The organism is Chryseobacterium sp. KLBC 52, assembly GCF_003347605.1.
GTDB lineage: Bacteria > Bacteroidota > Bacteroidia > Flavobacteriales > Weeksellaceae > Chryseobacterium.
The window spans coordinates 109,088-129,565 of the sequence record NZ_QDFZ01000018.1 but is presented as its reverse complement, the minus strand read 5'-3'; the positions used below and the strand labels follow the sequence as shown (position 1 = coordinate 129,565).

The window sequence follows — 20,478 nt, the reverse complement described above, 5'->3', positions numbered from 1 at the left end:
CTAGAGGGGGAATTAGCTCAGCTGGCTAGAGCGCCTGCCTTGCACGCAGGAGGTCAAGGGTTCGACTCCCTTATTCTCCACAGTTTTGGAAGACTGATTTAAAAGTTACGGATGGAGCCAAAAACAACATCTGTTCATTAGTCGGAAAAAAAGAAATTAAGATCATTGACATTAACGGTAAAGACATCACAAAGAGAAAACCGAGCGCATAAAGCGCTTGAGTAACCAATAGGAAAGAAATCGTTAAGGGCGTATGGCGGATGCCTAGGCTTTCAGAGGCGACGAAGGACGTGGTAAGCTGCGAAAAGCTGCGGGGATTGGCACACACGAATTGATCCGCAGATATCCGAATGGGGCAACCCGGCATGTTGAAGACATGTCACCTCGTAAGAGGAGCAAACCCGGAGAACTGAAACATCTAAGTACCCGGAGGAAAAGAAATCGAAGAGATTCCGTAAGTAGTGGCGAGCGAAAGCGGATTAGCCCAAAAGTCTTTTTATGTTTAGAGGAATGTTCTGGAAAGAACAATCGTAGAAGGTGATAATCCTGTACTCGAAAGGCATATTAAGATGATAAATGAGTAGGGCGGGACACGTGAAATCCTGTCTGAATATGGGGGGACCATCCTCCAAGGCTAAATACTCCTGAAAGACCGATAGTGAACAAGTACTGTGAAGGAAAGGTGAAAAGCACTTCGAATAGAAGGGTGAAATAGAACCTGAAACCGTACGCCTACAAGCGGTCGGAGCAGCGTAATGCTGTGACGGCGTGCCTTTTGCATAATGAGCCTACGAGTTAATTTTACTAGCGAGGTTAAGGTATTAAGTACCGGAGCCGGAGCGAAAGCGAGTCTGAATAGGGCGGATAGTTAGTAGGATTAGACGCGAAACCTTGTGATCTACCCATGGGCAGGTTGAAGCTCTGGTAACACAGAGTGGAGGACCGAACCGGTTGACGTTGAAAAGTCTTCGGATGACCTGTGGGTAGGGGTGAAAGGCCAATCAAACTGGGAGATAGCTCGTACTCTCCGAAATGCATTTAGGTGCAGCGTCGTATATAAGTTTATTAGAGGTAGAGCTACTGATTGGATGCGGGGGTTTCATCGCCTACCAATTCCTGACAAACTCCGAATGCTAATAAATGTTCTACGGCAGTGAGGGCATGGGTGCTAAGGTCCATGTCCGAGAGGGAAAGAACCCAGACCAACAGCTAAGGTCCCAAAATATATGTTAAGTTGAAGCAACGCGGTTGGACTGCATTGACAGCTAGGATGTTGGCTTGGAAGCAGCCATTCATTTAAAGAGTGCGTAACAGCTCACTAGTCGAGCGGTCCGGCATGGATAATAATCGGGCATAAACATATTACCGAAGCTATGGATTTATATTTTAGATATATCTGGTAGGAGAGCATTCTATTTGCGCCGAAGCAGTACTGTGAGGTATTGTGGAGCGGATAGAAAAGAAAATGTAGGCATAAGTAACGATAAAGCAGGCGAGAAACCTGCTCACCGAAAGACCAAGGCTTCCTCAGCCATGCTAATCAGCTGAGGGTTAGTCGGGACCTAACGCGAACCCGAAAGGGGTAGTGGATGGACAATGGGTTAATATTCCCATACTTGCTCACGAATAAAGGGGACGGTTGGATGTAGCTGCTGGAGACTGACGGAATAGTCAAGGCCTAGCCTTCGGGCGAAGCTGCTGTAGTGTAATCTGATCCAAGAAAAGCCGAAGTGAAGCAACCCGTACCAAAACCGACACAGGTGGTCGAGGAGAGAATCCTAAGGTGCTCGAGTGAGTCGTGGCTAAGGAACTAGGCAAAATAGTCTCGTAACTTCGGAAGAAGAGACGCCAACAGCAATGTTGGCCGCAGTGAAGAGGCCCAGGCGACTGTTTATCAAAAACACAGGACTCTGCTAAATCGAAAGATGCTGTATAGGGTCTGACACCTGCCCGGTGCTGGAAGGTTAAGGAAGGTGCTTAGCGTAAGCGAAGGCATTAACTGAAGCCCCAGTAAACGGCGGCCGTAACTATAACGGTCCTAAGGTAGCGAAATTCCTTGTCGGGTAAGTTCCGACCTGCACGAATGGTGTAACGATCTGGGCACTGTCTCAGCCACGAGCTCGGTGAAATTGTAGTATCGGTGAAGATGCCGATTACCCGCAATGGGACGAAAAGACCCTGTGAACCTTTACTATAACTTCGTATTGACTTTGAGTAAGTAATGTGTAGGATAGGTGGGAGGCTTTGAAGCAGGCACGCTAGTGTTTGTGGAGCCGCCGTTGAAATACCACCCTTTACTTACTTGGAGCCTAACTTCTTTCAGAAGGACATTGCGTGGTGGGTAGTTTGACTGGGGTGGTCGCCTCCAAAAGAGTAACGGAGGCTTTCAAAGGTACCCTCAGCACGCTTGGTAACCGTGCGTAGAGTGTAATGGCATAAGGGTGCTTGACTGTGAGACCTACAAGTCGATCAGGTGCGAAAGCAGGACATAGTGATCCGGTGGTTCCGTATGGAAGGGCCATCGCTCATAGGATAAAAGGTACTCCGGGGATAACAGGCTAGTCTCCCCCAAGAGCTCACATCGACGGGGAGGTTCGGCACCTCGATGTCGGCTCGTCACATCCTGGGGCTGGAGAAGGTCCCAAGGGTTGGGCTGTTCGCCCATTAAAGTGGCACGCGAGCTGGGTTCAGAACGTCGTGAGACAGTTCGGTCTCTATCTATTGCGGGCGTTAGATGTTTGAGAGGGCTTGATTCTAGTACGAGAGGACCGAATTGAACAAACCTCTGGTGTATCAGTTGTACCGCCAGGTGCACCGCTGAGTAGCTACGTTTGGAAGAGATAAGCACTGAAAGCATATAAGTGCGAAACTCGCCTCAAGATGAGACATCTTTTAAGGGTCGTTGTAGATGACGACGTTGATAGGCTATAGGTGTAAAGACAGTAATGTCATAGCCAAGTAGTACTAATTACCCGTAGATTTATAGTCTATGGTTACTAATATAAACCAAGTGCTTTATGCGCAGTGAAGGTTTTGTCTTTGTGAAAGTTTTTATCGCTTAAAAACGCAATTGGCAACTAGCAGTTAGCAATTGGCAAAAACAGCCAAAAGCCAACAGCAAATAGCCAGCTGCTATATACAACCTTTAGGGTGGTTTTAGCGGTGGGGCTCACCTGTTCCCATTCCGAACACAGAAGTTAAGCCCACCAGCGCCGATGGTACTGCTAACGCGGGAGAGTAGGCCGCCGCCAGTTTTTATTTTATTTTTAAAAAACCTTTATCTTTACGATAAAGGTTTTTTTGTTTTCTACCCAGCTCAATTCATGAGTAATGAGTAATGAGTAATGAGTAATGAGTAATGAGCAATACATCGATTATTCATCATTCATCACTTGTCATTTATCATTGATCACTTATCATTTATCACTGATAGCGGACAGCACACACTCCAATAGTCACTCCGTAGGAGTCTAAACAGAGTTCTTCTTTATTAAAATGCTTCGACTCCGCTCAGCATGACACTGCTAATACTAGCTGTTAAAAAACTTAGACATTAATTATCCTGTACCGTCATCTTACATCCTTTAAACCAAACCACATAAAGTTTGATTCCTAGAAAATGACACAATAGTATAGCAATGTGACAATTGAAATAAAGAAGATAGGAGAACAAAAATTTATAACCAATCACTAATTGTGACTCCAGAACCCCGTATCTCGAAACTCGTCATTCATTATTTTTTATCTCTCCACTTTCCCTATTTAAATTTTATTCAAATACCAGGGATTTTTAGTTTTCTAATTCAAAAATTATGTAACTTAGTAAGATAAAAACAATTACGAATCTAAAAATATCTCATATGAAAAAACATTTATTCCCTCTGTTTTTACTGTTATTCGGTGTGAATGCCCAAGCACAACAGGATTTCTTTGCGATTACAGGAAAAGCTACCCAAAGTATTACATTCAATGATTTTCGTGCAATTGATGGCACTAATGGAACTTCAGGAGAAAAGTTTTTTACTGCCGAATCTTCATCAAAAGTATTTTCTCAGACAAGAAAAGGAGTTGTAGCGGAAGACAAAAATTCTTACAATCATTCTCAAGCCGTAACATTAGCTGCTCTTGCCTATGATTCTTCGAATAATAATCTGGTATACATGCCTATGTTTTCTTCGAATATCTATGTCTTGAATCCAAAGACAAAAGAAATTACTTTAGTAGAAAATAATGTGGCGAGGGTATCATCATGTGATATTAATTCTCATATTACCAGAATGGCAACCGGATATAACGGAAACATTTATGCTGTAAATAATGCAGGGACACAGTTTTTAGAAATAAGAAAAGAGGCCGGACAATACACTGTAAATGATCTTGGAATCATTAAAGATGATCCTTCAAATGGCAGAAATTCATTTACTGCAATGGAAACAGGTTTTGGAGGTGATATGATTGCTGATGCTGATAATAACTTCTATGTTTTTGCCGCTTCTGGAAATGTTTTCAAAGTTGTGACTAAAGATCTGAAAGCTAAATTTATTGGTAAAATTGCAGGTATTCCTGATAATTATTCAGTCAATGGTTCTGCTGTAAATGCTCAAGGAAAAGTTGTCGTAGCTAGTGCAAAAGGAGGAGCTTTATACGAAGTTGATCTGGCAAGTTTACAGGCTAAACAACTTCCGGGTGAACAAGGACTTCATATTTATGATTTAGCAAGTAAATATTTTGCTAATGATAAATCTTCAACAGTAAATACTCTGGCTGCTAATCTTGATATTTATCCGACCAGAGTTGATGAACACTATATTAACGTTCATGTTAATAACAATGTAAAAGGTTCCATTAAACTGAACATTTTTGATATGGCAGGTAAAAGTGTCATGACTCAGAACTTATCTGTGAAAGAGGGTTCATTAGATGAAAAGGTATATCTTAAAGGATTGGTAACAGGAGCTTATATTGTAAATATTGCTGACGAATCTGGAAAAGTTATATTCAATAAAAAGATTTTAGTAACAAGATAATAGAGTGCTATAAATCAGCATATAAAGACCTTTTCAAATTATTTTGAGAAGGTTTTTTAATGATTATTTGATATCCAATAAGTTTTATTTTTCGATATTAAAATGTACTTTTATAAAAAAATATAGATGAAACTATACTTTAATGTAGGATATATTGTAAATGCTGGAGAACACCTGCAGCTGGTATTTGGTGAAGAGGAGAATGCCTTACATGTCCATACAATGTTTTATGCGGAGAATGGTCTATGGAAATGTGAAGTAGATTATTTTTCAAAATTTATTTCCTACCATTATCGCGTAGTAAATGAAAAAGGAAATGTGTTACGGGAGGAATTCGTGGGACATCATTTGAGTTTTCCACATAATTATAAGGAGTTTATCATTTTTGATGAATGGAATAATAAAAACTTTCCTGAGAATTATTTAAATAACAAAATTCTTTACAATAAACTGCACGACTTTATTCCTGAAAAAGTTACTGTTTTAAAAAGACATACCCATCTCTTTAGAATAGAAGCTCCTATTTATAATCCGGATTGGAGGATTGTTCTTTTCGGAAGTACGGCATCTTTAGGAAACTGGAGTTATGACAAAGTTATTCATCTTAATCAGACAGATTTTGGAATGTGGGAAGCCTCCGTTGAAATTCCGGAGAATGAATTTATCCAATTTAAATATTGTATTTACGATACTAAAGAAAATAGGGTTATAGATGTAGAAACGGGAGAAAACAGATTCACGGTAGCTAACCAATTAGCTGATGTTTTGCAGATTGTCTCCAACCATTATTTCAGGTTTAAAGGCTATCAGATGTATCATGATGCAGGTGTAGCAATTCCTGTATTTTCTTTGAGAAGCGAAAATGGATTTGGAGTGGGAGAATTTACAGATATTAAAAAACTGGCAGATTGGACCAAAGAAACCAATCTTGGAATTATTCAGATTCTTCCGATCAATGATACAACGGCTAATTATTCCTGGACGGATTCCTATCCCTATGCTGCAGTATCTGTGTATGCCCTGCATCCTCAGTATATCTCCTTAGAGAGCCTTGATTATTCTTTACCGAAAGAATTAGTTAAAGAGTATCTATCTGAAAAAGAGCATTTAAACGCTCTGGATCTGATTGATTATGAAAAGATGATAGAGGGCAAGTGGAAATATCTTACTGCTGTTTTCAATAAGGAAAAAGACAAAATTTATAAAGACAGGAATTTCAAAAAATTCATCAAGGATAATGAATATTGGCTTGTTCCTTATTCTGCGTTCTGTGTTTTAAGAGACAAATATAAAACACCTAATTTCAACGACTGGAAGACCCACAAGAAATATATTGCCGGAAAGATCTCACAGTTTTTTACAACGAAAAATAAAGATTACGATACCTCAATGCTTCATGCCTGGGTACAATATCAATTGCATGTACAGCTGAAAGATGCTGTTGATTATACCCATAACCTGGGAGTTTCGTTGAAGGGAGATCTTCCTATTGGTATTTACAGATATTCTGTAGAAGCCTGGACAGAACCGGAATTATTCGGTATGGATTTCCAGGCTGGTGCACCTCCTGACCAGTTTACTGAACTGGGGCAAAACTGGGAGTTCCCAACTTATAATTGGGAAGCGATGAAGGCGGATGATTACAGATGGTGGAAAAACAGATTCAAAGCATTGGAACAGTACTTTGATGCCATGAGAATTGATCATATTTTAGGATTCTTCAGAATATGGAGAATGCCAATATCTGCTGTACAGGGAATTTTAGGATACTTCTATCCGGCTGTTCCTATTGTAGCGGAGGAATTTAAAGCCTGGCAGATTCCGTTCAATTTTAACAGGTATTGTAAGCCTTTTATCAACAATAAGATTTTATGGGATTATTTTGGTGAAGAAAGCGGAACAGCTCTTGAGTTGATGAACCGTAATGAAGATGGTACTTATACTTTCAAAGAAGAATTTGATACTCAAAGAAAACTCGTTAACTTCTTTAAGAAAAAACCACATGGTTCTCTTGAAGAAAAATTAGTTTCCCTTTGTGCCAACGTTTTGTTTTTAACAGAAGAAAGAAATGGGAAAACAGTTTACCATCCGAGATTCAATGTTTACAATACGGAATCTTATCAATACCTTCCGGAAGCAGAGCAAAAGAGTATTTATGATCTCTATCATGATTACTTCTTCAGAAGACAGGATCACTTATGGTTTGAAAAGGCTATGGAGAAACTTCCGGTTATCCTGAATGCTACCAAAATGCTGATCTGCGGTGAAGACCTGGGAATGGTTCCTGCCTGCGTACCCACTGTGATGGATGAATTGGCTATTATAGCCCTTAAAGTACAGAGAATGCCTTCTGAAAATATTCCATTCTATAATCCTAAGAATGCCAACTATATGAATGTGGTGACGGCTTCTTCTCACGACAGTTCAACATTGAGACAATGGTGGAAAGAAGATCCTGTATTGACACAGAAATACTACAATCAGCAGCTGATACAGTACGGGAAAGCGCCTGAAGATCTCAATCCTCATCTTGCAGAGATCATCATGAAGCAGCATTTATACAACGAGGCAATGCTGGCTATTTTCCCGATCCAGGAGTTTCTGGCGACAGATGCAGAACTAACCAATAAGAAGATGGATAACGAAAGAATCAACAATCCTGCAGTTTTCCCCCATTATTGGCGCTACAGAATGCATATCAAACTTGAAGACCTGAAAGAGAAAAAATCTTTCAATCAAAAAATTGCTCACTGGGTAAAAGATAGTGGAAGAGTGTAAATTTAACAATTGATTATCAGATAGTTAAAAATATTTTAAAAGAAGTTTAATCTTATGATTTAACTTCTTTTTTTTATTTGTATCAAAAAGATAGAATTAAGATATTCTGCTATATATTAACCAATTAACGACTATAGAGATGAAAAAAATATTTTTGGGATTAGCTTTTGGGTTAGGCGTTTTAACGTCAGCTCAGCAGTATCCGAATAATGGTTGGGATGATGACGGTTATTATCAGAATGATGGAGGTTATTACAGTGATCAAGATGATAGAAATTATTTCCCTGATGATTATTATTACAATTATCCTCAGGACTATTATCCAAGTAATTATTACCAAAGCTATTATAACGACTACAGAGGAAGTATTATTAATATCGACTGGAACGGATTTTTCGTACAGAACAGATTAAGCAGATGGCAGGTAGACCAGATTATGAGATTAAATAATCTATATGCAAGTTTTACAGCATGGAATAATTTCTACAGATACAATCCGGACAGATGGTATTATGACAGATTTTATGCTCTGGAGAGAATTTTAGGACCAAGAGTATTTGTAGTTTTCCAGAATAACTATTACAGAGGATCCAGTCCGATAGTTTATTTCCAGAATTACAGAAGAACTTATTATGTACCGAGATATACGGTAATGCCAAGATATAGAAATATTAATATCAACGTTTATAGGGTAGACCGCTCAAGATTCCGCAGAATGGATAATCCTACTTTTGATATTATCAGAAGAGACAGCAGGCCGGATAACGGTTTCAGAAACACAAGAAACAACGGAAACTCAGGAGGCTTCCGAGGAAATAATGGAAGTAATAATAATTCCGGTGGTTTCAGAAACAGCAATGAAGGTGGTTTCAGAGGGAATTCTGATAATGGAGGAAACAGAGGGAACTCTGATAACGGAGGATTCAGAAATAATAATGGAGGCGGTTTCAGAGGGAACAGTGAAGTAAGAAGAGAAGCTCCTAAAAGAGAAGATAATGGCGGATTCAGAGGAAATAATGGAGGTTTCAGACAAAGATCTGAAAATTCTGCACCAAGACAAGGGAACCGTGGTAATAGCGGTGGCGGTTTTAGAGGCAGTTTAGTAAGGAATTAATTTTCATATATTATATTTAAGTGGTGTGAAGGACAGGTTTTTATAATCTGTCCTTTTTTTATTGATTTGTTGGTTTATTTTTATTAAAATTTAACATTATTTATGAATTTGTTAATTTAACTTGTGTTTTAATTCATAATCAAAAAGATATAATAACAAAATAACAATTAATTAAATTTTAAAAAGATGAAAAAATTAGTTTTAGCAATAGCATTTATCGGAATAGGAGGTTTTGCAATGGCACAACAGACTACAACTCCACAAGGCAGACAGGCAAGAGCCGTTGAAATGAAGCAGAAAATGGAACAGAAACAACAGGAACGTTTAGACCAGATGCAAAAAGACCTTAATCTTAACTCATCTCAGGTAGCTCAGATAAAGGCACTTCAGGATAAAAGAAAAGCTGAAATGAAGGCAGAATTTGACAAAAATAAAGTGGACAGACAAGCTAAGATGCAGGAAATGCAGGCCAAAAGAGCACAAATGGATACTGATATGAAAAAAATCCTTACTCCTGATCAATATGATAAATGGCAGGCTGACAGAAAAGCTAAAGCAGAGAAAATGAAAATGGCAATGAAAGAAAGAAGAATGATGAAAAAGCCGATGAATACAGGAACTGCTGAAGTAAAATAACAGTTTGTAATTTTAGTTTTTTAATGTGTTAAGGATGGATGGTTTTCCATCCTTTTTGTATTAATTTTCTTTAAAACTTTTGATTTCGGGCTTTTATTCCCTATTTTTGACTATAAATTTAATACTTATGGTTAGCGAAAAAATTGCAAAATTAATTAATGAACAAATTGCCCACGAACAATACGCCGCTCAATATTATCTTTCAATGTCTGCATGGTTTTCTGGAAAAGATCTGGATGGAATTGCCAACTATTTCAGAGTACAGAGCAAAGAAGAATTGATGCATGCCGATAAAATGTTTGATTATTTGAATGATGTAGGAGGTGAAATTATCATCGGAGAAATTCCAAAACCTCCGCATGAGTTCGAAAATGCGACAGATATTTTTGAAAAAGCATTGGCACATGAGAAAATTGTCACTAAAAGTATTTTCAATATTGTAAAAAATGCAAATGAGGAGGGAGATTTTGCAACAACATCATTCCTGCAGTGGTTTATCAATGAACAGGTAGAGGAGGAAGCGAGTGCTTCTCAATACGTAACAAAAATCAAAATGGTGTGCGATAACCCATCTGCATTATACCTTTTTGATCAGGAATTGTCTCAGAGAGTATTCACTCCTGATACAACTGCTTAAAATTGAAAATTCTTCAAAATATAAAACCGTTATCCTCAGGAATAGCGGTTTTTTTTATTGTATGATATGTCGCTATTTTTTATACGCAGGTCTTTGTATTCTCACTGCAGAAATAAAAACAACTGATCCTAATACAGAGCTCAGAAACAATGAATTGACAATGTTTTCAGTAGACATATAATGACGGTTATCTTCTCTGGCAGAGGAATCTAAGTAATCCATAATATGATAAATGACCATTGTAGAAAACAACATGATTATCAGACTTATGACAAGGGAAGTTAAATATATTCTCATGGTTGGTTAGTTCTAATCAAAATATAATCAAAGGTTATATTTTATTCGTACTGAATAAAAATAATAAAACCTTTTGTATTTTAAAGACTTTTTTACAAGAATTATGATATTAACCTTTTGGAAATGTTTAAATTATAAATAGATGATCTGAGTTTTGAGTACTTTTTTGCCCAGACGCTCAAGAATATTTTTATATCCTTCTACCTGTGCCTCATCCTTCGCTTTTTGTTCACCGGTTTTGAAATCCACAATGATGTATCCTTCTTCGTCCTTCAGAATACGGTCTGGCCTGAATATATGGCTTTCTCCTCTTTCAGAAATCATGATATCTTTTTCATTGATTACTTCCCATTTTTCATCAAAGAATTCTGCATAAGTTCTGACAATTTCCTGCAGCGTAACCTGTATCTCATTTTTCTCCTCCAGCGTAATCTGCCCTTCTAAAGCATAGCCATCCAATACCTTTGCAATATCCTTTTCCGTATTGATTTTCGATAAAAGTTCATGCACAAAAAGCCCGATTCTTACCTTTTCATTTCGTACCTGATAGTTTTTTGAAGGCGTAGCAATTTTGATGGATGTGCTTTTTTCATTAACGTTTTTCAGATTCTCAATATTCTGGGTCTTAAAAGAGGAACTTTTATCTTTCGAATATTTTTTCAGCATCTCAGGATTTACGGCATACACGTCAAACTCATCAGCCTGTTCAGGATTTTTTGTTTGAAGGAATTCCAAAAGCTCCAGATTATTAGAAGTCTTATTGGCTTTTTGAAGATAAAAAAACAATTGTTCAACAGGTCTTGTTGTCGCAACATACTGGAGACATAATCTATCAATCAGATTTTTATAGGAGTTTTTAGTATTGAAAAACAAGATTTCATCATCATAAGCTTCCAGATTTTTGCTGAACTGATTGATGTTGACAGACTTTAAAGCTTGATTTTCATTGGTATCAAACCAGTTGGTAAATTCACTGTCCCGGTTTTTGTTCATCATAGGGATAAAAACAATCGGGAACTCCAGCCCTTTGGACTTGTGGATCGTCATGATCTGGACAGCATCAATATTTTCTGAAGCCTGAATGGTGTATGATGAAGCTTCTTCGTCCCAATATTTCAGAAACTCTTTGGTACTGGCACCTGCATTCTGCGTAAAGTTGAAAAGCATTTCCAGGAAGTTCAGTAAAAAGTCCGTTTCTTTATTTTCAACAGAAAATTCGTTGATGTAATATTCAATGAAATTATAAAGATTGAATCTGGGAAAATTATCCTGTTTAAGCTGTAAAGAATATTTTTGCTGAATAAACTGAAGAATTTCTTCATGGCCTTCAATATCCAGAATTTCTTTCATTCCTAAAGTGAAATCCGGCATATCAATTTTTCCCAATGTATTCAGGTGATACATCATCATGATCAGACAATGCTTATTCTTTGGATTGAGCTCCCAACGAAGAAATTCAATAACCGCTTTTAAGGTATTGGAAAGTTCCAGCGTAAGCCCTTTATCGGAAATCGTTTTAATATTGGTTTCGTCTCCTTTATACTTAACCTTTAAGCTTCCCAGCTTTTGAGAATAACTGAAAATATCAAAATTTCCACGGCAAAGAATCGTAATGTCAGAAAACTTGAAACCATTATCCAGACATTCCTGAATATCTTTCTGCATTCTTTCTGAAGTATCTGTATAGAATTCTTCATTCGTAAGATTGTCGATCAGATTTACCTTTACGCGTCCATCCATTTTGGATTTCGGGTTTTGCTCAGCATCTGCCCCGAAAATATTTTTATGCTCTTCAAGTAGTCCTTCAGAATGAAAGCGGTACAGCTCATTGTTGAATTGTACAATGTTTCTCGCACTTCTCCAGTTATCTTTTAATACCAGAAGATCAGCTTCCTTGGGTGAAAATTCTTTTTTGTTTATAATATCCAGCATCAGTTTACTTTCTCCACCACGGAATCGGTAAATACTCTGCTTGGGATCACCCACCAATGTAAAAGATGTGTATTCTGTAGAAACACTGTGATCTCTCAATGGGACAAAATTCTGCCACTGCAGTTCCGATGTATCCTGAAACTCATCAAAGAAATAATGCTGAAACTGTGAACCTACTTTTTCATAAATAAAAGCCGAAGGTTCATTTTTAAGATTTTCATTGATCAGAATATTAAATTTAGAAAGAAGAACAAGATCATTTTCTTCCTCAATTTTTTGAAGCTCATCCTGAATATCTTTGTTTACCTTTAAAGGGAGAAGAGCAGATAAAACTTTCTCTTTCTTTTGGGTTTCGATGTACAGAAGAATCAATTTCATTCTGTTGTCGAGAAGCTGATCAAGGATTTCGAAAATTTCAGACTCTTTATGTTTTGATTTTGAAGATGCTCCTTTTCTGTAATTATTGATAACAGATTCTTCCTGCGTAGTAGGAAAAGGAAAACCAGCTCTTTTCTGTTGATAAAAATCTATAACCTTAGTAAAGAAGCCTCCGATTCCGTTTTTACCCTGGGCAAAATCTTCAATATCAATATTTCTTGATTTGAATAATTCAATGGAACCGGCAGCCAGTTCTGCAGACTGTTTTTTGTTGAGAACAATCTCTTTACGAAGTGTATTCTTTATATTTTCATAATTGGCATCGTCAAAACTTTTATTGCTTTTCAAATGTTCATAGTGAATATCCTTTACAAATTCCTTCGCAGAATCATAAAGATTTTTATTAAGATTAATCCTTTCATTGTTTTCCAGACTGTAATCTACATAATCCATGAAAGAATTGGAGATGTTTTCATTCTCACCAATCTGATCCAGCATTTTATCAACAGCTTCTATCAGAAACGGCTCAGCTTCAATTTCAAGGTTAAAATTTTTCGCCAGTCCCAATTCATAAGAAAAACTTCTTACCAATCTTGAGTTAAAACGGTCAATTGTTCCGATATTCAGTGTGGAATAATTGTGGAGAACGTAGTCCAGTAATTTTTTAGAACGGTGATGAAGCTCATCAATGGTAATTTTTAAACCTTGTTCTTCAAATGCTTTCTGAATGTTTTTCAGATCTGTGTTCTCTGCATAATCTTTCGCTGAGAAATTTCCCAGCCAGGATAAAATTCTTTCCTTCATCTCATTGGCTGCCTTGTTGGTGAAAGTCAGTGCGAGAATATTCCTGATCGACTGCTGTTGATTAGGATAGCGGAGACAGATCATCAGAAGCCTTTGTACCAGAGCATAGGTTTTCCCGGATCCGGCAGAAGCATTGATGACTGTGTAAGAATTTTGCATTGTTGAAAGAGAATTGAGACTGCAAGTTAGCTAAAATTTAAAAGAAACTTTAACAATTTAATTCGGCTATTTAACAGTTTGTAAGGCAAAAATCAAAAAGAAATATTAAAACGCGTTAACTGTGGTTAAACTTATGGGATAAATTAAAAATAATTTTAGCTTTGCTTAATAAAAAATAGCCCGTGAAACTTAAACTATTCTTTTTCTTATCCTTTCTTCTTTTTATCCACACCCATGCCCAAAGTTATATATTTGGTAAGATCATTTCAGAAAGTGGTAGTGAAATGCAGGACGTGAATGTTGTAAACATCAGAACTGATGAGATAGTGGTTTCAAACCGGGATGGCCATTTTATGATTTCCGGAAGACAGGGAGATGAATTGCGGTTTATAAAAGCAGGTTATGAGCGTCTCACAAAAAGAGTTTCTCAGGAAAATACCCAAACTCCTATGAATATAAGCATGGTTCGCAAGACTATTGAGATTCCTGAAGTGGAAGTAAAGCAAGGGCTTACCGGAAACCTTAAAATTGATTCAAAACTTTATAATAAACCAAAAAAGGTTGAAAAACTGATTAAAGAAATGGATCAGTATATTGCTCAGAAATCAGATCCCAGAATATTAGCAGCAAGACCCGGAGAGTTTGTACAGCCGAAAGGTGAGGGATTTTCTATAGGAAAAGTTAAAGATAAATGGGATGATGTAGACTTAATGAAATATATCAGAGCAAGCCTTGGCGATGATTATTTTACCAATCTTAAAATAGAGAAACCTCTGATAGACCATTTTATTTACTATGTTTTTGCAGGCGGCTTCGAAAGAAAAAAAATCCTGAAATACGGATTCTGCAGTGAGGCGGATCTGTACAGGTTTCAGCGTTTTGTCCTGACAAGAATTTCATCTTATCGTGCTCCACAAACTCAAAGATAATATGGAAATAAAATATATCAAAAGGGTTTTGTTATTTGTGCTTTTTTGTATCGCTTCGAAATTTTGGGGACAACAAAAAGTATCAGGGAAGGTAATAACCGGAGATGAATTGGATTTAGCACCTGTACTCGTTGTAAATATCTCCGGGAATAAAAGCGCATTAAGTGATATGGCCGGGAATTTTGAAATCGAAGCCAAAGAAAATGATGAGATCAGATTTGTAAAAGAAGGATATTATCGTGTTGATAAAAAAATAACCAAAGAAGAGATCAATGCTCCGTTCCATATTATGCTGAGGAAAATAGAAATCCAAATTCCTGAGGTTAAAATAAAGTATAAACCTACCGGAAATCTGGCAAAAGATAATCAACACTATAATGAATCCAGAAAACTTCAGGCCTTGAAATCAGAGATGGAGGATTATATGAGAAGTCCATTGAATCAGCCGTTACCTAATAATACTGTTTCGAAGACTTTTACCGGTCATGATTTCAATGCAGGACAAGTCAATTTGTTTGGTGTATTTAATGCTGTAAAGAAATTGGCGCAGCCGAAGGTTACCAAAGCGAATTATAATGAAACTCAGGATTTCCTGAGGAGAGTACGAAATGAAGTGAACCTGAATTTCCTGAAAAGATACGGAATGGATGAAGAACAGATTGATGCATTTCTTCTTTATGCTGATAAAACGCGTTCATTGGCAAAAAGATACCGGAAAGATTTTAGTATAAGTGTCGTTGAATATGAACTTAAAGTTGCCTTCGCAGAATATAGTAAAACCCATAAATTAGAAGGAATCCAGGAATAATATATACATTAAAAGTTGGCTTATATCACTGAAAATATTGAAACATTAAAGCAAAGAAATACTTTTCTTTTCCTGCTGCTGCTTTGCAGTACTTTTGTTATGTCCCAGCAGAAAGTAACGGGACGAATAGTGGATGACAATGGCGAAAATCTGACTAAAGTGATCGTGATTAATATGTCTACTGATAAGAAAGTATATTCCGATTCTGAAGGTGTATTTTCTATTGATGCCAATCCCAACGATGAATTAAGATTTGTAAAAGAAGATTTCAACAGAGTCTCCAGAAGGGTTCTTAGCAATGGGAATAACTTACCTCTGTTTATTACACTTCACCAGATTCCGAGAGATGTGGGTGAAGTAAAAATTGTAAAAAAACTCACCGGAGATCTGGAAACAGATTCCCGGATTGTAGCCAAAGTAGATAAAGGAGAGCAGGTAAGAGATGCCGTTGGCCTTCCGCAGCCGGTAGGAAAAATGAGAGAGAAGCCGGCAGAAGTGAAAAGTGTTCTTTTACCAATACTTTTAGGAAACCTCAATGTTCAGGGCGTATATGATCTGATTAGCGGGAAAGCCAGAAGACAGAAAAGACAATACAGGTATGATGATCTTCAGGAACATATTGCCTGGGTTCGGGATAGAATAGACGATGAATATTTTATCAAAGCCGGAATTCCTGGTGACAGAATTTCAGAATTTATTCAGTTTTCATTTCTGGCAAAACCTCAGGTACGAACTTATGTAAAAGCAAGAAATCTTTCCGGTGTCATGCTGAGGCTGGAAGAAACCGTACCACTTTTTATGGAAAGACTAAAGGAGAATCAAAAGTAATTCAAATGTTAATAAAATCTTAAAATATTGGAATAGAAATTGATACCATATAATGTAACAATCCAAATTCACAAATTTTATGAATAAAAACATTTTTGCAGTAGCTATTGCAGCACTGGGATTTATCATTGGTCTTGGCTTTTTAGGAAATGCTATTAAAAACAGAAATAAATCTGAAAATACCATTTCCGTAACAGGATTAGGAACAAAACAGTTTACATCAGATCTGATCACCTGGTCCGGAAGTTTTTCCAAAAATAATGTAGACCTGAAATCAGCCTATGATGAACTGGCAATGGATAGAAAAGTAATCAATGACTATCTGCTTTCAAAAGGAATACAACAGAAAGAGATCGTATTTTCTTCGGTAGATATTCAGAAACAGTTCAGAAGCTATAATGATTCAAACGGAAACTATGTTCAGGGGGAATTCTCTGGTTACAATCTTACCCAAAAGGTTTCTATTGAAAGTAAAGAAGTGGGAAAAATAGAAAACCTTTCCAGAAATATTACCGAAATTATCAACAGGGGAATTGAATTCACTTCTTCTTCACCAGCCTATTTCTACACCAAACTGGCTACAGTGAAACAGGAAATGATTGCCAGCGCCACAAAAGATGCAAAAGAACGTGCTGAGAAAATTGCTGAAAACTCGGGAAGCAGTCTGGGAAATCTGAAAAAGGCAACGATGGGAGTGATTCAGATTACGGCACCCAATTCCAATGAAGATTACTCTTACGGTGGAACTTTCAATACTTCATCCAAAGAAAAAGAAGCCAGTATTACTATCAAACTGGAGTATGAAGTAAATTAATATAAATATCAGTAAAATAAAAACGCCGGAATAGCTTCCCGGCGTTTTATATTTTAAGCATAAATAATTTTATGAATTTCTTTTTTAGCTTCCTCTATATTTTCAGGAGTGTAGTTAGCAAGCAGCCATAAGTTCAAGGATTTTTTTCCTTCACCATAGCTAGGCTGTACATGAGTGGTATCAATCAGGCTGAAATTATTTCTCTGATAAAAAGAATAACGTCTTGCAGCATCTTCACTCAACTCTGCAGGCTCAATTTCGAGGATAATCTGTGGATAATTGTCCGATAAATGATTCATGATATGAGAACCTAATTTTTTACTTCTGAATGCTTCAAACACTTCAAAATGCTCTACAAAAACAAAAGAACTCAGTTTCCAGAGGATGAGGTAGCCAATAGCTTCCGATTCGTGGATAACAGACATGAATTCTACATAAGGATTTGAAAATAAACTTTCAAACTTATCTTTATCTCTTTGCTCGTCTACAGGAAAAGTTGTGGTGTATGAAGCATAGATTTCCTGAACCCTATGATCTTCTGCAGAAGTAATCGGTAAAAATTCCATAATTTATAAATCAAAGACACTCGGTCTTCTGGTGATGAAAATATCTTTAATCCAAAGGGTAAATGCCAATCCTAAGTAGATCAGAAAGAAAAATCCAGCCGTTGCAAAAGTAGAGTAGATGAAGAAAATTCTCAATTTAGAAACAGGAATTCCCAGCTTGGCACCTGTTCTTGTCAGTACACCAAACCATTCTCTTTCCATTTTATGACGGATATTACTCAGCATTTCCAGATTGTTATTTAAGAGTTAATCTAATACTCAAAGTTAAGGAATTTTTTTGACAAAGTTTTTTGAATGATATAACCGGTTCAGATCCCGTTATTCTTTTAAAAGTTTGAATCCGATAGCGCAGGATAAACAGTTTTTCGGCTCACAAAAGGTTTTATGATGATAAATAAGACTTTGACTTTCCAAGGCATTGGTAACCTGTAATCCAAGTTTTTTCCAGCTTGTAATGATAGAGTTTTTCTCTGCGGCAACAGTCATGTAAAGCTCAATAATGTCGTCTGCAATATCTTCCTGATGGTATCTGTAATAAGCATATTGTAAAGGAATTACTGTGTTTACAATGAGAAGATCTACAAAATCTTTACTCAATGTTTTAGGCTGCATTTTGGAAATACTTCCGAAATTAAAATGAAAATCCCAATACTCAGAGGCTTTTATAGATTTGAAAATAGTGTAGAGTTGTTCTGCACTTCTCGCTTCCATAATTTTTGAGAACAAATTCTGATGTCGGTAAAGGTCTGCTAGCTGAGACAATCGGATGGTTGGAAAATTGGGAGGTCTTAATCTTAAAAACTTAGGATGAAATTTTAAATCAGAAATGGAAAATTTAGCTTTAATGAAATCAAATTCTCTTTTCCATATTGTCATCTGCCCGTCCTGTGGTTTTTCAAGCCATCCTGAAATTCCGAATAATAAAGCTTCAAGCTGAAGAGGATTCTGACGGATTTTATTGACAATACTGTAATCTATACTTTCTGCAATCTGCCGGAAAATTGAAGCATTTACTTTTAAACCAAATGAGTAGGCAAAACTGTGAAACAGCACTGCTTCAAAGTTATTCTTGTACAGATGTAAGTTCAGTTCAAGCTCTGAAGATTTTTCATCCAGTTTTTTCAGGATACTCTCTTCATGAAAATTGACGGGTATTTTTTTCGGATCAAAAATCTTTTCGCAGGCAATAAATTCATCTCCATTAATAAGTTTATCATATTTCCATACGATATTTTCATCAATATAATTATGCAGTTCCAATGTTGGAACCTGCTTTTCTGTAAGTTCACGAATTTCTATGTCGTGCTGAAATACCACATGAAGAATGATATTGTGGTAATTGGGATCTGGGGAATGATTGTGGAAGATCCAGTCTGAAGAGCGTACGTGCAGTTCTATATTTCCTGCGAGAACTAGGCCGTTGATTTTGATTTTAGCATCAAGAAAATCAGGGCCTGCATTTTTATTCCATTTTCCGAAATGGATGATCTCAACGGAATTTCCTTCAATATCCTTGAAGTCAAAATGTTTGAAAATCTTATAGTTCCAAAGATATTGAAGTAGTTTTTCCGTCATAAGTGTGACGTAAATATAATAGAAATATTATACTTTCGTCAGCTCCTTATTAAAATTTTCTATGGTTGTTCTATACATTTTCTCATAGATAGGAAGAATGTTTTTCAAATCGAATTTTATCGCCTGATCTTTCGCATTTTGCTTCATTTTGGCTAAAAGTTCATCATTACTCAACAGCTTGATGGTGTAGTTGCTCATGGCTTCCACATTTCCAATTTCAGCCAAATATCCTGTTTCTCCCTGAATATTCACCTCAGGAATTCCTCCAGCATTGGAACTGATGACCGGCGTATAAGCTGCCATAGCCTCCAAAGCTGCAAGACCGAAACTTTCCTGTTCAGAAGGCAGAAGAAATACATCTGAAAGCTGCAAGATTTTATAGAGATCATTCACCTTTCCTAAAAGGCGGATTTTTGAGATAAGTTCCGGGTTTTCTTCCAGAAACTGATTTACTTTTTCCATATCAGGACCTTCACCAATGATGATCAGCTTGGATTTAACTTTTCTTTCCACATTTTTGAAGATCTGCAGCACTTCGTCTACACGTTTTACAGGACGAAGGTTGGATACGTGGATCAGAATTTTTTCATCAGGATTGGCAAACTGTGTTCTCTGGCACTCAGAGCAGTCATCAAATTCAGAATTATCAATAAAGTTGGTAATCACCTGAATTTCTTTTTTGATATTGAAAAACTGAAGGGTATCTTTTTTCAGACTTTCAGAAACTGAAGTAATCGCATCAGACTGATTGATCGAAAATTCTACTGCGTGTTTATAACTTGGGTGCTGCCCTACAAGGGTAATATCTGTGCCATGCAGCGTAGTGACCAACGGAATATCATTATTGTCTTCCTTCAACATTTGTTTTGCCGTAAAAGCAGCATATGCATAAGGAATGGCATAATGTGCATGAAGAAGATCCAGTTTGTAAAGATTGACAACCCTGTAAATCATAGAGCTTAACGCAATATCATAAGGCTGATACTGGAAAAGAGGATACGTCTGAACATTTACCCTGTGAAAGAAAATATTCGGGTTGGTGATATCTAATCTTGCAGGAAGTGCAGAACTGATGAAATGTACTTCATATCCTTTATTGGCAAGGGACATTCCTAATTCTGTTGCTACAATTCCGCTTCCTCCATAGGTGGGATAGCAAAGTATGCCTATTTTCATTAGATTATTGTTGTTTTAAT

At 36.9% G+C, this 20,478-nt stretch carries 15 protein-coding genes, 1 tRNA gene and 2 rRNA genes; 12 read left to right on the top strand and 6 right to left on the bottom strand.

Annotated features, from left to right (window positions below):
- The first annotated feature begins 6 nt into the window (after positions 1-6).
- From DDF69_RS18245 to DDF69_RS18210, 8 genes are all read left to right on the top strand, one after another.
- Positions 7-80: transfer RNA gene (locus DDF69_RS18245), tRNA-Ala, on the top strand.
- A gap of 153 nt (positions 81-233) precedes the next feature.
- Positions 234-2,988, top strand: a 23S ribosomal RNA gene (locus tag DDF69_RS18240).
- A 158-nt stretch (positions 2,989-3,146) separates the two neighbouring features.
- Positions 3,147-3,254 (top strand): 5S ribosomal RNA (gene rrf / locus DDF69_RS18235).
- Between the two features lie 606 nt (positions 3,255-3,860).
- The gene (locus DDF69_RS18230) at positions 3,861-5,027 is read left to right on the top strand and encodes a T9SS type A sorting domain-containing protein (RefSeq protein ID WP_114822034.1); all 1,167 of its coding nucleotides are present in this window, start codon (positions 3,861-3,863) and stop codon (positions 5,025-5,027) included.
- Between the two features lie 126 nt (positions 5,028-5,153).
- Positions 5,154-7,805, top strand: coding sequence for a 4-alpha-glucanotransferase (locus DDF69_RS18225; RefSeq protein WP_114822033.1), 2,652 nt, complete (start codon positions 5,154-5,156; stop codon positions 7,803-7,805).
- A gap of 139 nt (positions 7,806-7,944) precedes the next feature.
- Entirely contained in the window at positions 7,945-8,919 is a 975-nt protein-coding gene (locus tag DDF69_RS18220; RefSeq protein WP_114822032.1) for a hypothetical protein, read from the top strand.
- Between the two features lie 186 nt (positions 8,920-9,105).
- Positions 9,106-9,555, top strand: a complete 450-nt coding sequence (locus DDF69_RS18215) for a hypothetical protein (protein WP_114822031.1) — start codon at positions 9,106-9,108, stop codon at positions 9,553-9,555.
- Positions 9,556-9,682: 127 nt separating this feature from the next.
- Positions 9,683-10,192, top strand: coding sequence for a ferritin (locus DDF69_RS18210; protein ID WP_002981834.1), 510 nt, complete (start codon positions 9,683-9,685; stop codon positions 10,190-10,192).
- A 72-nt stretch (positions 10,193-10,264) separates the two neighbouring features.
- Here the strand turns inward: DDF69_RS18210 and DDF69_RS22130 are convergent, their stop codons facing one another.
- The gene (locus tag DDF69_RS22130) at positions 10,265-10,489 is read right to left on the bottom strand and encodes a hypothetical protein (protein WP_162800962.1); all 225 of its coding nucleotides are present in this window, start codon (positions 10,487-10,489) and stop codon (positions 10,265-10,267) included.
- Positions 10,490-10,621: 132 nt separating this feature from the next.
- Positions 10,622-13,762, bottom strand: coding sequence for a UvrD-helicase domain-containing protein (locus DDF69_RS18205; RefSeq protein ID WP_114822030.1), 3,141 nt, complete (start codon positions 13,760-13,762; stop codon positions 10,622-10,624).
- A 182-nt stretch (positions 13,763-13,944) separates the two neighbouring features.
- On the opposite strand from DDF69_RS18205, the gene DDF69_RS18200 reads away from it, so the two are divergent.
- The 4 genes from DDF69_RS18200 (at position 13,945) to DDF69_RS18185 (ending at position 17,141) form a co-directional block, all read left to right on the top strand.
- Positions 13,945-14,691, top strand: coding sequence for a carboxypeptidase-like regulatory domain-containing protein (locus tag DDF69_RS18200; protein WP_114822029.1), 747 nt, complete (start codon positions 13,945-13,947; stop codon positions 14,689-14,691).
- A 1-nt stretch (position 14,692) separates the two neighbouring features.
- Entirely contained in the window at positions 14,693-15,499 is an 807-nt protein-coding gene (locus DDF69_RS18195) for a hypothetical protein (RefSeq protein WP_114822028.1), read from the top strand.
- A gap of 15 nt (positions 15,500-15,514) precedes the next feature.
- Positions 15,515-16,327 (top strand): carboxypeptidase regulatory-like domain-containing protein, encoded by an 813-nt coding sequence (locus DDF69_RS18190; protein ID WP_228412041.1) that lies wholly within the window; start codon positions 15,515-15,517, stop codon positions 16,325-16,327.
- 79 nt (positions 16,328-16,406) lie between these two features.
- Positions 16,407-17,141, top strand: coding sequence for an SIMPL domain-containing protein (locus DDF69_RS18185; protein ID WP_114822027.1), 735 nt, complete (start codon positions 16,407-16,409; stop codon positions 17,139-17,141).
- Positions 17,142-17,194: 53 nt separating this feature from the next.
- Here the strand turns inward: DDF69_RS18185 and DDF69_RS18180 are convergent, their stop codons facing one another.
- The 4 genes from DDF69_RS18180 to bshA all read right to left on the bottom strand — a co-directional run bounded on the left by DDF69_RS18180 (position 17,195) and on the right by bshA (position 20,458).
- The gene (locus DDF69_RS18180) at positions 17,195-17,707 is read right to left on the bottom strand and encodes a GNAT family N-acetyltransferase (protein WP_114822026.1); all 513 of its coding nucleotides are present in this window, start codon (positions 17,705-17,707) and stop codon (positions 17,195-17,197) included.
- Between the two features lie 3 nt (positions 17,708-17,710).
- The gene (locus DDF69_RS18175) at positions 17,711-17,932 is read right to left on the bottom strand and encodes a PspC family transcriptional regulator (protein WP_034695702.1); all 222 of its coding nucleotides are present in this window, start codon (positions 17,930-17,932) and stop codon (positions 17,711-17,713) included.
- A 93-nt stretch (positions 17,933-18,025) separates the two neighbouring features.
- Positions 18,026-19,282, bottom strand: a complete 1,257-nt coding sequence (locus tag DDF69_RS18170; RefSeq protein ID WP_114822025.1) for a DUF2851 family protein — start codon at positions 19,280-19,282, stop codon at positions 18,026-18,028.
- Between the two features lie 27 nt (positions 19,283-19,309).
- Positions 19,310-20,458 carry an N-acetyl-alpha-D-glucosaminyl L-malate synthase BshA gene (gene bshA, locus DDF69_RS18165; RefSeq protein WP_079240311.1) on the bottom strand — a complete coding sequence of 383 codons (1,149 nt, stop codon included), beginning with the start codon at positions 20,456-20,458 and terminating at the stop codon, positions 19,310-19,312.
- Positions 20,459-20,478: the final 20 nt, after the last annotated feature.

Excerpts from the sequence above, each read along its gene's own strand:
- DDF69_RS18230 (WP_114822034.1), top strand. The coding sequence starts at position 3,861 with ATGAAAAAACATTTATTCCCTCTGTTTTTACTGTTATTCGGTGTGAAT.
- DDF69_RS18215 (WP_114822031.1), top strand. The coding sequence starts at position 9,106 with ATGAAAAAATTAGTTTTAGCAATAGCATTTATCGGAATAGGAGGTTTT.
- DDF69_RS18210 (WP_002981834.1), top strand. The coding sequence starts at position 9,683 with ATGGTTAGCGAAAAAATTGCAAAATTAATTAATGAACAAATTGCCCAC.
- DDF69_RS18185 (WP_114822027.1), top strand. The coding sequence starts at position 16,407 with ATGAATAAAAACATTTTTGCAGTAGCTATTGCAGCACTGGGATTTATC.
- DDF69_RS18175 (WP_034695702.1), bottom strand. The coding sequence starts at position 17,932 with ATGCTGAGTAATATCCGTCATAAAATGGAAAGAGAATGGTTTGGTGTA.
- bshA (WP_079240311.1), bottom strand. The coding sequence starts at position 20,458 with ATGAAAATAGGCATACTTTGCTATCCCACCTATGGAGGAAGCGGAATT.
- DDF69_RS18180 (WP_114822026.1), bottom strand. The coding sequence starts at position 17,707 with ATGGAATTTTTACCGATTACTTCTGCAGAAGATCATAGGGTTCAGGAA.
- DDF69_RS18205 (WP_114822030.1), bottom strand. The coding sequence starts at position 13,762 with ATGCAAAATTCTTACACAGTCATCAATGCTTCTGCCGGATCCGGGAAA.
- DDF69_RS18225 (WP_114822033.1), top strand. The coding sequence starts at position 5,154 with ATGAAACTATACTTTAATGTAGGATATATTGTAAATGCTGGAGAACAC.
- DDF69_RS22130 (WP_162800962.1), bottom strand. The coding sequence starts at position 10,489 with ATGAGAATATATTTAACTTCCCTTGTCATAAGTCTGATAATCATGTTG.
- DDF69_RS18195 (WP_114822028.1), top strand. The coding sequence starts at position 14,693 with ATGGAAATAAAATATATCAAAAGGGTTTTGTTATTTGTGCTTTTTTGT.
- DDF69_RS18220 (WP_114822032.1), top strand. The coding sequence starts at position 7,945 with ATGAAAAAAATATTTTTGGGATTAGCTTTTGGGTTAGGCGTTTTAACG.
- DDF69_RS18170 (WP_114822025.1), bottom strand. The coding sequence starts at position 19,282 with ATGACGGAAAAACTACTTCAATATCTTTGGAACTATAAGATTTTCAAA.